At 62.3% G+C, this 14,575-nt stretch carries 10 protein-coding genes; 6 read left to right on the top strand and 4 right to left on the bottom strand.

What is annotated here, in order from left to right; all coding sequences use genetic code 11:
- Positions 1–101 precede the first annotated feature (101 nt).
- Together AC6IZO_RS04195 and AC6IZO_RS04190 are read left to right on the top strand one after the other, a co-directional pair.
- A complete protein-coding gene (locus tag AC6IZO_RS04195) occupies positions 102–1,013 on the top strand; it encodes a hypothetical protein (protein ID WP_497808302.1) in 912 nt (303 codons plus the stop codon).
- 217 nt (positions 1,014–1,230) lie between these two features.
- On the top strand, positions 1,231–1,788 hold the full coding sequence (locus AC6IZO_RS04190) for a hypothetical protein (protein ID WP_497808300.1): 558 nt from the start codon (positions 1,231–1,233) through the stop codon (positions 1,786–1,788).
- 138 nt (positions 1,789–1,926) lie between these two features.
- Here AC6IZO_RS04190 and AC6IZO_RS04185 read toward each other — a convergent pair whose 3' ends face one another.
- From AC6IZO_RS04185 to AC6IZO_RS04170, 4 genes are all read right to left on the bottom strand, one after another.
- Positions 1,927–3,300 carry a dipeptidase gene (locus tag AC6IZO_RS04185; protein ID WP_497808298.1) on the bottom strand — a complete coding sequence of 458 codons (1,374 nt, stop codon included), beginning with the start codon at positions 3,298–3,300 and terminating at the stop codon, positions 1,927–1,929.
- Between the two features lie 84 nt (positions 3,301–3,384).
- Positions 3,385–5,001 (bottom strand): glycosyltransferase family 39 protein, encoded by a 1,617-nt coding sequence (locus AC6IZO_RS04180; protein WP_497808296.1) that lies wholly within the window; start codon positions 4,999–5,001, stop codon positions 3,385–3,387.
- A 116-nt stretch (positions 5,002–5,117) separates the two neighbouring features.
- Complete coding sequence (gene thiO / locus AC6IZO_RS04175) at positions 5,118–6,212, bottom strand: glycine oxidase ThiO (protein ID WP_497808295.1); 1,095 nt, start codon at positions 6,210–6,212, stop codon at positions 5,118–5,120.
- 92 nt (positions 6,213–6,304) lie between these two features.
- Positions 6,305–6,748 carry a hypothetical protein gene (locus tag AC6IZO_RS04170; protein ID WP_497808294.1) on the bottom strand — a complete coding sequence of 148 codons (444 nt, stop codon included), beginning with the start codon at positions 6,746–6,748 and terminating at the stop codon, positions 6,305–6,307.
- Between the two features lie 287 nt (positions 6,749–7,035).
- Between AC6IZO_RS04170 and AC6IZO_RS04165 the strand changes: the two genes are divergently transcribed.
- From AC6IZO_RS04165 to AC6IZO_RS04150, 4 genes are all read left to right on the top strand, one after another.
- Positions 7,036–7,842: a hypothetical protein gene (locus AC6IZO_RS04165; RefSeq protein WP_497808293.1), complete on the top strand. Its 807-nt coding sequence runs from the start codon at positions 7,036–7,038 to the stop codon at positions 7,840–7,842.
- A gap of 123 nt (positions 7,843–7,965) precedes the next feature.
- A complete protein-coding gene (locus tag AC6IZO_RS04160; protein WP_497808292.1) occupies positions 7,966–8,487 on the top strand; it encodes a DUF421 domain-containing protein in 522 nt (173 codons plus the stop codon).
- A 903-nt stretch (positions 8,488–9,390) separates the two neighbouring features.
- Positions 9,391–13,320, top strand: a complete 3,930-nt coding sequence (gene smc / locus AC6IZO_RS04155) for a chromosome segregation protein SMC (protein WP_497808291.1) — start codon at positions 9,391–9,393, stop codon at positions 13,318–13,320.
- Between the two features lie 342 nt (positions 13,321–13,662).
- Complete coding sequence (locus AC6IZO_RS04150; RefSeq protein WP_497808290.1) at positions 13,663–14,574, top strand: phosphoribosylaminoimidazolesuccinocarboxamide synthase; 912 nt, start codon at positions 13,663–13,665, stop codon at positions 14,572–14,574.
- The last annotated feature ends 1 nt before the right edge of the window (position 14,575 follow it).

Raw genomic sequence — 14,575 nt, 5'->3', positions numbered from 1 at the left:
TGTGGCCATCCGCCTGACATGGAGAGCAAATGCCACACGCCGATTGGCGTAGAACTTCCCTGCTGAGCGTAGCGTTTCTACTGGGCTGTGCCTGTTGCGCATTGGCACAGACAACAGGCTCACAGACCGATAGCGATCACGATGGTCTCTCCGACGAGTTCGAGCAGACACTGCTCGAAAAGTTCCGGCCCACGTTCATGGTCAGCGCGACAGACTGCGCAGTAAGGCCATCAAGGTTCCGGGCGGCACAGCCGGAGCCGGAGGCGATTTCCCCCGACGGCACAATCTACGGACAGGTTTTTCCCGTAGCGAACGGACGCATTGAAGTCCACTACTACACGCTCTGGGATCGCGACTGCGGTCGCAACTCCCACCCGCTGGATGCGGAACACGTGGCCGTGCTGCTCTCCAACGAGGCGGGCGAGTGGACGGCATTGTATTGGTATGCCGGCGCGCACGAGAAGACTGTCTGCGACATCAGCAGTGGCGCGCGCTCCACACGCCTCTCCGCGCAACACCACGGTCCGCAGGTGTGGAGTTCGGCAGGCAAGCACGCGCTCTATCTCAATCAGGCCATGTGCCAGAGCGGTTGCGGCGCAGACTTATGCGCGGGGAATGCGGAGTTGGCGCGCAGTGGCCCGGTTGTGAACCTGGGCGAACTCAACGCTCCCGCCAATGGTGCGCAGTGGATCGCCTCGTCCAAATGGGTATTGTCTGACCGCATGGATAGCGACTTTCTCCCTGAGGTGCTGGTTCGCCTAGATGCAACCTCCAACGACACGGTCATCACCGTTCGCGGCAACAGTTCCGTTCGCGGAACCATCCGAGGCAGCGACGCGGTTGTGGACGGTGCATTTTCAGGCGCGCAACACACAGGGGCGGCGTTGGATGTGGCGAACGAACAGACCTCGAACGGCCTGGCACTCGCGGCGCGAGCCACAGGGCGAGCTTTGAAAACTGCGTGGAAGGCTTGTTTTGCCCGCAACAGCACTCAAAACGGCCTAAAGGACTGACCCGGCGCTGTGGGCACTCGGAGAATGAGCTGGGAACTTCCACCAGGAGCAACAGTTTCCAGCTCCTCAGTGAACTCCATTCCGCTGGCCATTTCGCTTATTGTCCAAATAGTCTGCCGAATTTACTCCCCCTTTTACCGCTTCCGCAGTACACTTCACGGCTAAGATGGGCCGCGGGCACCCGCACCCCAGCCTCGCGCGCCCACGGGAGGCAGCCATGGCAACGCCCAAAATCACCCCCGAGCCCGATGCCGGTCACGTCCCCCTCAGCGAAGAAATCGACAGCGCAAAGTACACCATGCCGGGCACCATCCCGGTCATCGGCTCGCTTGTGCTGGTGGCCGTGGTACTGACCGTGGTGGCGTTTTTCTGGCGCGCCAAACCGGTCGCACAAGGCAGCATTGGCGACGTTTCCGCTGTTGAAGTTACCAAGCAGCATTCCTCGTTTGTCAGCGTGCCATTGACGCTGACAAACACCACCGAGCGCCCGCTTGTCATCAAGAACGTGGTAGTGGCACTGCATGGAGCGTGGGGAGAATCGAGCGACGAATTCCTGCCCGCCGTGGATGTACAGCGCTACGCCAAGATGTTCCCTGAACTGGAGACCGGCGGCACACACGTCTTCATGCGCGAGGAGCGGATTCCGCCCAAGGGCACGCTCAACGGCGTGGCCATTGTGAACCTGCCGCTCACCAAGGGAGACGTGTCCGCCCGCAGCGGCATGGAGGTCACGGTCAACTTCTTTGACCACAAGCCGATCATTCTGCGGAAGTAGCACTGGTAGCCGCGCTCCGGAGGGCCGCCTCCAGAGCAGTTGACGGTACTGGCGGCACCCAAAAACACCAAGCCCCACCTTGTCCTGATTTCTGCTGACAAGGTGGGGCTTTTGGCTGTGATCTGCTGCGACGCTCGCCTACTTGCCGAGGATGGTGAAGAAGCGCACCACGGATTCAACGCCGCGCGTGTAGTTGGCAATGTGGAACTTCTCGTTCGGCGCGTGGATCTGGTCGTCCGGCAGGCCCAGGCCCATCATCACCGAGGGAATGCCGAGGTCCTCGTTGAACTGCGTGACGATCGGAATGGAGCCGCCCGAACGCATGTAGACCGTCTGCTTCTGGAAGACCTCATGCAGCGCTTCGTTGGCCGCGTGAATGTACTTGTTGTCTGTGCTGACGACCGAGGCCGGCCCCTTGGAGTGGCACTTGATGTTCAGCTTGACGCCCTTCGGGCACAACGACATCACGTACTTGGTGAACTTGCCATAGATGTCGTCGGCGTTCTGCGCCGGCACCAGCCGCATGGAGACCTTGGCCGAAGCGCGCGCCGGAATTACCGTCTTGGCACCTGCTCCCACGAAGCCTCCGGGGATACCGTGAACTTCGAGCGTCGGACGCGCCCAGGTGCGGTAGAGCACCGGGTATTCCGGCTCGCCGGTCAGTTCCGTGGAGCCGACTTCGGTCTTGCGGTAGTGCTCCTCGTCGAACGGCAGCGCCTTCCATGCCGCCAGCTCCGCGTCCGTCGGTTTGGTCACCGCGTCGTAGAAGCCGGGGATAAGGATGTGGCCGTTCGAGTCCTTCAACTTGCTGATGATCTCCACCAGCGCAAACAGCGGGTTCGGCGCGGCACCGCCATAAACGCCCGAGTGCAGGTCGAGCGTGGCGCCCTGCGCTTCAATCTCGGTGTACACCAGTCCGCGCAGGCCCACGCAAAGCGTCGGCAGGTCAGGCGCAAACAATTCGGTATCGCAGATGAGAGCGAAATCGCTCTTCAGGCGTTCGGGATGCTCGTGCACGAACTTCTCGATCGACTCGCCACCAACCTCTTCCTCGCCTTCGTAGATCACGCGCACGTTGATGGGCAACTTGCCGCCGTTGCCGGCCATGAGTGCCTCAAATGCCTTCACCTGCATCCAGAGCTGGCCTTTGTCGTCGGCGGCCCCGCGTGCGTAGAGGTTGCCGTCGCGCTCGGTAGGCTCAAAGGGCGGAGTCTTCCACTCGTCGAGCGGCTCGGCCGGCTGCACGTCATAGTGCGCATAGCAGAGCGCGGTCGGCTTGCCCGCCGCATGGAGCCAGTCGGCGTAGACCAGCGGATTGCCCGCCGTCGGCACCAGTTCCACGTGCTCGAAGCCGATGCGCTTCAACTCGTCGGCAATGAAGGTGGCCGCCTTGAGCATGTCTTCCTTGTGCTCGGGCAGCGTGCTCACGCTGGGAATGCGGAGCAGGGATTTCAACTCATCCAGAAAGCGTTGCTGATTCTGCTTGGCGAACGATACAGCCGAAGCTGCCATGCGATTTCCTTTCGTGTTTGTGCAGTTCCAAACAGCGCAGTATACACCGCGCGCGAGCGTCGCTGCCTGCGGCGGAGGGCCAGCTCAGTGCTGTTGCGCCGCGCGTTCGCGCTGAATGTTCTCCAGGGTTCTCCGGTAGCCGGGAACGCCGGGCGCATCCTGAACGGCGCAACGGGCGTAGCGCTCGGCCGCAGCCAGGTTTCCGCGCTCGCGCTCAATGCCCATAAGCTGGTAGCAGACGAAGGAATGCCGATCCGCGTCGCCCACCAGACGAGGAAGAACTTCTTCCAGCAAGATCGCGGCGCGATCCTTCTGTTTTGCGGCGGAATAGTGGCCTGCCAAGGCCAATTTGAGTCGGATGGAGTCCGGGTGCACCCGCAGACCGTTGAACAGCGTCTGCTCCACCAGCTCCGGATGACCACTTGAGGACTGCGCCTGCGAAAGAAAATCGACGGCCTCTGTATTGTCGGGCGCCACATCCACTGCATGCCCGAACATGGTCAACTCGTCGCTCCACCAGCGCACCTGCCACGCGCTCAAGGCAAACAGCAGCACGCCGAGAGCCGCCACGCCGCACAGCACCGACTTCTGCGGCACTCGTTCCGAGAGCTGACGCACCGCCACGGCCAGCATGAGCGCCACACCGAAGGACGGCACATGCAGATGGCGGTCATGCAGGGTGATCCACCAGAAGCCAGCGAGCACCGGAGCCAGCGTCAGCACATACCAGACGGCGGCGAACTTCAAGGCCGCCTCATGCCAGGCCCAGCGGATGTACAGCACGGCCAGCACCAGCACTCCGAATGCGGGAATCACAAAGCCCGTCAACGTGACGTGGGAAACGACCACTGGCGAGTAGAAGGCGCTGATGTTCACGGGCCACGCTAGCTGACGCAGGTAGAGGCATAAGCCAGCGGGCATCGTCAGCAGGGCGGCGCGAAGCTCCGCCGGATGCGCCGGCAGCAGGTGGTCTCCACTGCCATGCAGGACTAGCATGCGCACGAACATGAAGATCACAGCCACAAGCAGGAATGGCGCAGCCCCGGCCAGCACTCGGCGAAACCGCTCCGGTCTTCGTCCTTCGCCATACCACCATTCGTAGGCCGCCACCAGCACGGGCAGGAAGATTGCCGTCTCTTTCGAGAGAAGCCCCAGCGCGGCAAACAGCAGCGACAGCAACAACCACGGCCAGCGCCGTCCCTGCGAGCCACGCCAGCGGAAATACGCCAGCAACGATGCGAACAGGAATACCGACACCAGCGCTTCGGTGGCGGAAGCAATCCAGCCAACACTCTCCGCCTTGCTCGGATGCGCGGCATAGAACACCGTCGCTACCGCAGCGTACAGACCGCTGCCAAGCAGCACGCGAGCCACCCGATAACACAGGTAGACGGCCACCAGATGCGTGACCAGTGCACACAGGTGAAACCATCCCGGCAGAGCGCCCCCTGTGTTCCGCACGCACCACACCCACAACATAAAGATCGGGCGGTAATGACGCTCCGGCATGGGCGTATCCGAGAAGGCGAATGAATGGTGCGCGAACATCGCAAGGATGCCACGCCAGCTCTCCAGCCACGGGTTCAGCACGATCAGCGGAAAGTCGTCGAAGACGAAGCTGAAATTGATCGTTTGCAGGTAGACGGCAAGCGTGCCGAACAACGCCAGCCGCAACAACCAGGTTTCAGCGTCTGCGGACAACAGCGATGTGCGCTCCGCAGTGCATTCCTTCAGGCTAGCGGGTTTCGTCGTCAACGGAGTCGGCCTCGGTTCCGGGGGCTTTGCGATTCATTGGCATTGTATCCGCACTGAGGGGCTCAGGCGCCAAAGCGGTGCGGAGCAAAACGCGAGAGGTCCACCGAGGTCTTCCCCGTGCGGATCAGCTCACTCATCACGCGCGCCGTCACCGGCGTCAGCAGGATGCCGTCGCGGTAGTGCCCGGTGCATGCATAGTAGCCGTGCAGGCGCGTCTCACCCAGAACCGGAAGGCCGTCCGGCGTACCGGGGCGCAGCCCTGTCCAGGCCTCGTGCAGCTTCATGCGGCTGACAGCTGGAACGAACTTCTGCGCGGCTTGACGAAGCCGCTGAATGCGGCGCGGGTCCACCGTCTTATCAAAACCGGCTGGCTCCAGCGTGGAGCCAATCACAACACGGCCATCGGTGCGCGGCACCATGTAGCAATCCGGCGTGCGCACAACATGGCGCAGGAATGGCGCGGCCTTGCCCAACTCTGCCTCCGGCTCCATCAGCGCCAGCATGTGTCCGCGGGCCGGAACCGTCGGAATGTTGAGCGGTGCAACCTGTGCGGCCCAGGCTCCGGCACTGTTGACTACGATTCCAGCCGGATAGCTCGCGCTGGCCGTGCGGACGCCGGTGGCGCGGCCGTGCTCGTGCAGCACTTCCAGCACCGGCGAATGCGTGACAATCTCAATGCCCTTATTCTTTGCCGCCGCCAGCAGGGCCGACATCAGCGTGCGCGGGTCCAGGCAGTCTTCCTTGGCGAAATAGGCCAGCGAGCGGAAGCTCACCTCCGGCTCAAGCTGCGCAAGTTCGCCCGGCTCGAGCTGGCGCACCAGGCCGGTATCGGTGAGATAGGCCTCAAGCGGCTGGTAGGTAAGCTGGAGGACGCCTTCGCGGCGAAAATCCACTTTGCAGCCCGACTCGGCTTCGAGTTGCTGCACATACTCCGGATAAATGCTAGCGGCGATGTTCGCCAGCGGCAGCAATTCCTTGACCGTGACAGGGTCCAGATAGGCGACCATGCCGGCTGCGGCGTGCGAGGCCTCCTGCCCCGGCTCGCTCCGCTCCAGCACCAGCACGCTCATCCCTGCGCGGTTCAACTCCAAGGCCAGCGAAACGCCTATGACCCCGGCCCCGATAATGGCTACATCCCAGCTACGCGGCTCGCTCATGTTCTTGGAGATTGTAGACCGTTTTGAAAGTGGGTGCGGGTTGGAACACGCCGGATGGTCTGCAGAGGAAGCTACTCCCGGCAGAGATTCGGCTATTCCAAAGGGACCTTCTGGCTGGCCGGGATTGACTGAACCGGGAACAGCTCTTTCAGCGCGCGGTCGATCTTGCTCACGCTCTCGGAAACCATCGCGCGATGCTCCTCGGTACACTCCAGGTGATGCACCAGCGCAATCACTTCCAGCGAGTTGCGGATGATGTGGTTGAGGTTGGCGGCGCGTTCGTGCTCGGCCTGCACGCGGCGGCGCAGGCGGCGCATCATTCCCAGCAGGAAGCAACTGGCGATTGCGCCAGCCATACCAACAGCAACCGGGGGCAGGACCAGCTGCATGACCGGGTCTCCAATCCTGCTCTCCACGTTGTAATCGAGCAGGTGATCGAACACGCCAACCAGCAGAATAGTGCACAGCGCACAGACCAAATACCCCGCACGCGCCCGCAGGAACCAGGCGCCGGCTCGTGCGGCCAGCGTAGACATAGAACTCCGCCTCTCCATTTGTTGAAACGTTTTATGAAAGATTGCACTGCCCCGGACGTTCCCGCAAGGCCTAAAGGGACGATAGCGGTCGATTGAACGAACAGAGTCAAAAGTAATCCCACTCAAGCGCCATCTGCTCCGTCCAACCATTCTGGAGAAGTACGTGCGGACAGGGCGCGCAGCGGGTTCTGATTGACACCCAGTTCCCTGCACTGCAAAATCCAGGTGTTACTCTTTTCAAAGCCTTACGGCCCGAGCCGGGTTTGTACGAGAAAAGGAGTCATGCAATGACCGAGGAAACGCAGGTTCACTCTCAGTCCGGAACATGGGACCTATTTCAAAAGATTATTCTCGCGGTCCTGACGCTGATCGCTGTTCTGCTGATCTACCTTGTGGTTGACCTGCGCGGGCGGGTTGCCGAGTTGGAGGGCCAGAACAAGGCCGTCGTGGCCTCCATCAAGCAACTGGATGAAAAGCTCCACATCACCAACACCGCGCTGCATGAGACCTCTGAAGAACTGGGCAACAAGGTGGGCATGACGCAGCAGGAGCTGAGCACGCGCGCCGCCGAATTGAAGCGCCAGCAGGAAGCTTCCGCCAGCAAGCTGACCGCGGAGCAGCAGAAGACCAACCAGGCATTAAGCGGCGTGAGCGGCGAAGTGGGTGCCGTGAAGACCGAGCTGGGCGGCGCCCGGGGCGACATTGCCAAGACGCGCACCGACCTGGATGCCACCAACGCCAAACTGGAAAAGACTATTGGCGACCTTGGCGTGCAGAGCGGCCTGGTTGCCCGCAACCATGACGAGCTGGAGGTTCTGAAGCACAGGGGCGACCGCAACTACTACGAGTTCACCCTGCGCAAGAAGCAGAAGCAGGCCGTCTCCAACATTGCGCTGGAACTGAAGAAGACCGACCCGAAGAAAAGCAAGTTCACACTCAACGTGATGGCCGACGACAAGACGATCGAGAAGAAGGACCGCACCGCCGCCGAGCCGCTGCAGTTCTACACGGGCCGCGACCACCGTCTCTATGAGCTGGTCATCTTCGGCGTCGACAAGGAAGCCGTTACCGGCTACCTCTCAACACCGAAATAACCTCTGCTCTCAACCAGAAAGGCATTGGCCCGGCACACGCCGGGCCTTTTCCATTTTGTATGATGTTTCTTCAAAGCAAAGCGCAAGCCCTGCCACCGCGGCTTGCCGGGGAGAACCGAACGAATGCTGACAAGCTGGGTCGTGCTACTGAACATCGTGGGACGTACAACCGTCGTTTACCTGCTGGTGCTGCTGGGCGTGCGCCTGACCGGCAAACGCGAGGTCGGGCAGATGACGCCCTTCGACCTGACGCTGCTGCTGCTGTTGAGCAACTCGGTCCAGAATGCCATGACCGGCCCGGACAACTCGCTGGCTGGCGGCGCGGTGGCAGCCGTCACGCTGCTGCTGCTCAATTACTTTGTAGCGGAGTTGAGCGGCACCAACCGCCGCTTCCGGCGCATCATTCAGGGCCAGCCCTCGCTGCTCATCCACAACGGCGAGATGATTCTGCCGCACATGGCACGTGAGCACGTCACGGTCGACGAGATTGACCGCGCCCTGCGCGAACACGGCATCCCCAGCGTCAAGGAGGTCTCGCTCGCGGTGCTGGAGGTCGATGGCTCCATCAGCATGCTGCGCGTCAGCGACATGCCCCAGCCCTGGCACAACAAGCACCACACGCGCTTCCTGAAGAAACAGTCGTAGCCGGTTTAGATGACAAGGCTTCGCGTTCATCCAGCCGATGCCCAAGCGGCCACAGGGCTGACGCGGATTCGCACCCGATCCGTGTCCTTCTGCCGCCTTGCCTTTCGCCCTCTGTTCGCGCTAGGCTGAGTTTGCTTCTGGCGGTTCTCCGTTCGCGATTGAACAATCCCCAGCGACAAGTGTGTGAGTTTCACGAAGGCTTAACCGGCCTTCGTTGGCGGCTGTGCGAGAGTGTTGCTGTGCCCGGCTCCGACTGCATGCAGCAGTTGAATGGTTGCACCATAAATAGTGCATATCATGAGGCTTAGGGTGACCAGTGATGCCGGTTGATACAATTGGAGTGCAATTAGTAGCCGTTTTGCACAGAGCACCCCAAAATCTGGTGTTTTGTTCCTTGACGCTGCCTCAGGACGGGCTATACCCTTTCCTTAACTTGCGAGGCGGGTCTCTGAGCAAGTCAACTCGACCAGCCGTCGGGTTGAAGCGCAACAGGGAGCGCCGGGATGTGAATCCACCGTCCGGCACCAGCCACCACTCGCACACACGCGTCACGGACCAGCCCTCCATGAAGGAGACCGATGACGCAAGGGCGCCCCATCTGGCAGAGGGGCAAACACCGGTAGCTCTGTGGCACCGGGGACTGTTTGTTAAGGGTCCCAATCTGCACCGCGCAGCAGCAGGAGCAGTTCCCTGCGGCGGCCCGTGGCGGAACAGAGTGTATTGACCAGTGATGTTTGCGCGCACGGCAGGCGCAACGTCCTTTAGACCGGATTCGCGGAAAGTACATCCCGGGCAGAAGCCGCGTGAACGCGCGGCGGTACTCCAGAGGGTGCGGCACCGCAGAATTCGCTCTCGCAGTTGCTGTGCCGGGTATGGCGCAGCGCGAGTACGCAAGGAGTCCACTTGCTGAAACTAAAAAAGCTCCAGATTCTGGGCTTCAAGTCCTTTTGTGACCGCACCGAGTTGAAGTTCCCCGGCGAAGGCATTGCTGCCATCGTGGGGCCGAACGGCTGCGGCAAATCCAACATCTCCGATGCCATTGCCTGGGTGCTGGGCGAGCAGAGTGCGAAGACTCTGCGCGGCGGCAGCATGACCGACGTGATTTTCGCCGGGACACGCGACCGCAAGCCCACCGGCATGGCGGAAGTGACGCTGCATCTCATCGACCCTTCCGTCTACGAAGGCGCCGAGGTGGTGGAGCCGGAGATTGAGATTCGCGACGAGATGCCCGACGACTGGGACGAAGCCAGCCTGAGCGCGGCCCGCGAAAAGGAAGTGGACGAATACACCGAAGAGGTGCGTCCGGGACAGAGCGATGAGATCCCGGCACCGGAAGGTCAGGTTTCCGCCGCCACAGACGGCGCCGCGCCCGCGGAGCCGTCTGCTGCCCCGTCGCCCTCCGCAAGCGACGGGGAAACCTCGGAGGGAGGCGCAGCCGCCGCTGCCGCCTCCACCGCGGGACCTCAAGTAGTACTTAAGATTCGCCGCCGCAAGTTCAACCGTACCTTCAAGAAGGGCGAGATTGTGGTGACGCGCCGCCTGTTCCGTTCGGGCGACAGCGAATACCTGCTGAATGGCAAAATCTGCCGCCTGCGCGACGTGCATGACATCTTCATGGGCACCGGCCTTGGCCCGGAGAGCTACGCGCTCATCGAGCAGGGCCGCATCGGGCAGATTCTGTCGTCGAAGCCGACCGACCGCCGCAACATCATCGAGGAGGCCGCCGGCATCACGAAGTTCAAGACGCGCAAGCGTCTGGCGGAGGCGCGCCTGGCAGATGCCAAGCAGAACCTCTCGCGCATCAATGACATCTTCGACGAAGTGACGCGGCAGATGAACAGCCTGAAGCGTCAGGCGGCCAAGGCCGAGCGCTACGCCAAGCTGCGCGACGAAATGCGCGGCAAACTGCGCGTGGTGCTCTCCAGCCGCTTTGCCGAGTTGCACCAGCAGAAGGAGCAGCTCGACGGTGAGCTGACCACGCTGGTGGCCGACCTGCAAACGCGCGGTGAGGCCGTGCAAGCGATGGATGGCGAGCATGCCGAGCGCACGCAGCGCGGCTACGCCATTGACAACGATCTGCGCCTGACGCATGACCGCCTGAACCAGGTGGCGATGGAGAGCGACCGCGCCACGGCCCGCATCCGCACCAACCAGGAACGTTGCGCAGAGCTTTCTGCGCGCTCGGCCGGAGCCGAAGCCGAGATTGCCAACACGCAGCAGCAGTTGGAGAGCCTGCAGTCGGAACTGGCGAGCAACCAGCAGGTGCTGGAGAGCGCCGCGGCCGAGGTTGCCGGAGCGCAGAACGAACAACGCCAGCGCCAGCAGGAAGCCCAGACCGCCACGCAGACGCTCAGCAACATGGAGAACCAGCTGGAGCAGCGCCGCCGCTCGGTGCTCGACGCCATCAACATGGCTTCGGCCGTGCGCAACCGCATCACGCAGGCGGAAGAGCGCATTGCGGCACTGGAGCGCGAAGCCAACCGGCTGAAGTCCGAAGCCGAGGCGGCCAACCAGCAGATTGAAACCTTCAGCAGCCAGCGTGGTGTGCTGCAGGGCGAGTACGAAACGGCGACGCAGAAGGTCACGTCGATTGCGGCGCAGATTGCCGAGACCCGGCAGACCATCGCCGCCAAGCGGCAGTCGGAGACCGACGGCAAGCGCCACTTGGATTCAATGCGGGCGGAGTTCGCAACCTTGCAGGGCAAGCGCGCCTCGCTCGAGGCGGTCATCCGCGAGCACGGCTACTCCACCGACAGCGTTCGCCGCCTGCTGCGCTCCGGGCAGTTGCAGGGCGGACACGCGCCGAGCGGCGTGCTGGCCGACTACATCGAAGTCGAAGACCGCTTTGAGCAGGTCGTCGACGAGTTCCTGCGCGAAGAGCTGAACTACGTGGTGGTGAAGTCGTGGGAGTCGGCGGGCGAGGGCCTGAACCTGCTCCGCACGGACGCCACCGAAGGACGCGCCACGTTCCTGGTTCACGAGAACGACTTCCAGCAGCGCTTCCCCTTTGTGGGTGAAGACACCGCAGTGATGGCGCACGGCGTGACCGGCGTGACGCCGCTGAAGAATTGCATCCGCGTGCTGAACGGCTTTGGCCGCTCGCTTGAGGTGATTCTGCCGAAGCTCGGCAAGGGCTACCTTGTGCCGGACGCCGCCATTGGCCGCACGCTGGCCAACGAGAATCCCGACGCCTACTTCCTCTCGCAGACGGGCGAATGCTTCCACAACGTGACCGTGACCGGCGGACGCCAGCGCACCGAAGGCCCGCTGGCCATGAAGCGCGAACTGCGCGAAGTGCAGCGGCAGATGGGCGAGCTTGAGATCGCCATGCGCGACAAGGAAGCCGCCGTGCAACTGATCGCGCGAGAGATCAGCGAACTGACCACGCTGCTCGATCACCTGGAGACCGATCGCCGCGAGGCCGAAAAGCAGGCCATCACCAGCGGCCACAGCCTGCGCCAGTTGGATGCCGACATCAGCCGCACGCGCGAGCACCTGACCCAGTTCGACCGCGAATTGCAGCGGCTGGATGTGGAGAAGCAGGATCGCCAGCGCTTCATCGAAGACCGCCAGGCGGAGCTGGCCGCGCACGAAGCGCGCCGCGCCGAGTTGGAGGCCGCGATGACGACCGGCCAGGATGAACTTGCAGGTTTACGCTCGGCCCGTGACGCCGCCGCCCATGCAGCGAGCGAAGTCATGGCCCGCGTCGCTGGACTGGAGGAGCGCCGTCGCGCTGCCGCCGCATCGCTGGCGCGAATCCAGTCCATGGTTGCCGAGGTTGGCAACCGCGTGCACAGCCTGCGCTCGCAGCTTGATGCCGCCGCCGCCGAAACGCAGCAGCGCCAGCGTGAGAACGAATCGCTGACCGTACAGCTTGAAAACTGGACGGCCGAGCGCGAGCAGCTTCAGGCGAAGGAGAAGGAACTTCAGGCGGAATCCGAGCAGGTGCGCGCGCGCATTGCGGAGATCGAGCAGGAGTTGAAGTCCGCACGCGAAACGCTGGACCAGTTGCGCGACCGTCGCGGAGAGCTTTCCGCGCAGGCCGCCAAGGTAGCCAGCGACGTGGAGCACATGAGCGAAACGTGCGTGCAGGAGTTGAGCCTGCAGCGCGAAGAGCTGATGGCGGACGAGACGATTGTCCATGTCGGCGGAGACGAACTGATCGCCGAAGACGCGGCCTATCGCGAGATGCGCACCAAGCTCGAAAACATGGGCCCGGTGAACATGATGGCGCTCGAAGAGTACCAGGAGACGGCGGAGCGCCACGGCTTCCTGGAGACGCAGCGCAAGGACCTGCTGGAGTCGATCGAGAACACGCAGAACACGATCAAGGAGATCGACACCATCTCGCGGCAGAAGTTCGAGGAAGCCTTCAACATCATCAACGAGAACTTCCAGGTCACGTTCCGCAAGCTGTTCGGCGGCGGGCAGGGCTTCATGCGGCTCACCGACCAGGAGAACTCGGCCGAAAGCGGCATCGACATCGTGGCCTCGCCTCCGGGCAAGAAGCTGCAAAACGTGCTGCTGCTCTCCGGCGGAGAGAAGGCGCTCACCGCGCTCAGCCTGCTGGTTGGTATCTTCCAGTACGCACCCAGCCCGTTCTGCATTCTGGACGAGGTGGACGCACCGCTGGATGAAACGAACGTTGGCCGCTTCACCGACCTGGTGCGCGAGATGAGCGTGCAGACGCAGTTCATCCTGATCACGCACCACAAGCGCACGATGTCGGCGGCGCCGGTGATGTACGGCGTGACCATGCAGGAGCCGGGCGTCTCGAAGATTGTCTCGGTTCGCTTTGGCGAGGACAGCCAGCCGAAGGCTGCCACCGCGTAAGAAGTGAGTGGCCGTCGCCCCGTGCGGCGGCCACTGTTTGAGCTTCTCCGCAAGTAACCACGCAAGTGTTTTTTCGGACACCCTCCCACGGTGCACCTCCGAACACTTGCGCGATCCCATTTATCCGTGATTACGGTTTTTCTTCCTCCGCCTGAATTCCCTTTCGAGACGCCGAGAAATCAGGCATATCGCAAAGCCGCTATTCATGCGGGTTCCGCGATTTACCAGGGTTTGTCAAGCAACTTCCTCCTGGCCGCTTCCGGCCCGGACTTTACGAATCGCATCAATCGTTGACAAAATAGAGGCACTGGTTTGGAATCACACTTCCAAGAAGAGAGGCCCGTGAACACGACATCCGACAACGTCCTGTTGCATACCGACTTTCCTGATCTTGAGTTGCACGCCAGCGGCAAGGTCCGCGACGTTTATCGGGTTGACGACCAGCACCTGCTGTTTGTGGCCACCGACCGCATCTCGGCCTTCGACTACGTGCTGGGCAGCGGCATTCCGCAGAAGGGCCGCGTACTGACGCAGCTCTCGCTCTTCTGGTTCGAATTGCTGAAGGACGTTGTGCCCAACCACCTGGTGACCGCCAAGGTGGAGGAGTACCCGGCGAAACTGCAGAAGTACGCCGACGCGCTGCGCGGCCGCTCCATGCTGGTGAAGCGCGCCAAGATGTTCCCCATCGAGTGCGTGGTGCGCGGCTACCTGGCCGGCTCCGGATGGAAGGAATACAAGAAACTGGGCACGGTCTGCGGCATCAAGCTGCCGGAAGGGCTGCAGGAAAGCAGCAAGCTTCCGCAGCCGATCTTTACGCCTTCGACCAAGGCGGAGACCGGGCACGACGAGAATATTTCGTTTGAGGCGATGGTGAAGGTTGTCGGCGAGGCCGACGCCACCAAACTGCGTGACCTGACGTTGAAGGTCTACCAGACGTGCGCCGATTATGCGGCCACCAAGGGCATCATCATTGCTGACACCAAGTTTGAATTCGGCGTCACCGACAAGGGTCTTGTGCTTGCCGATGAAGTGCTGACGCCGGACTCCTCGCGCTTCTGGCCCGCCGATAAGTACGCGCCGGGCCGCGCGCAGGATAGCTACGACAAGCAATACGTCCGCGACTACCTGGAAGCGATCAAATGGGAGAAGAAGCCTCCCGTGCCGTCGCTGCCGGAAGAAGTGCAGCGCAACACGACCGCCAAGTACGTGGAAGCGTACCGCCTGCTGACCGGGCGCGAACTGCCGCAGGGCTAGC

The organism is Oryzophilus luti (assembly GCF_059726245.1).
This window is presented reverse-complemented; position numbering and strand designations above follow the sequence as displayed.

What these genes read in the sequence shown, in the direction of transcription:
- AC6IZO_RS04185 (WP_497808298.1), bottom strand. Translation starts at nt 3,300, where the DNA reads ATGGCAGCTTCGGCTGTATCGTTCGCCAAGCAGAATCAGCAACGCTTT.
- thiO (WP_497808295.1), bottom strand. Translation starts at nt 6,212, where the DNA reads ATGAGCGAGCCGCGTAGCTGGGATGTAGCCATTATCGGGGCCGGGGTC.
- AC6IZO_RS04170 (WP_497808294.1), bottom strand. Translation starts at nt 6,748, where the DNA reads ATGTCTACGCTGGCCGCACGAGCCGGCGCCTGGTTCCTGCGGGCGCGT.
- AC6IZO_RS04190 (WP_497808300.1), top strand. Translation starts at nt 1,231, where the DNA reads ATGGCAACGCCCAAAATCACCCCCGAGCCCGATGCCGGTCACGTCCCC.
- AC6IZO_RS04165 (WP_497808293.1), top strand. Translation starts at nt 7,036, where the DNA reads ATGACCGAGGAAACGCAGGTTCACTCTCAGTCCGGAACATGGGACCTA.
- AC6IZO_RS04160 (WP_497808292.1), top strand. Translation starts at nt 7,966, where the DNA reads ATGCTGACAAGCTGGGTCGTGCTACTGAACATCGTGGGACGTACAACC.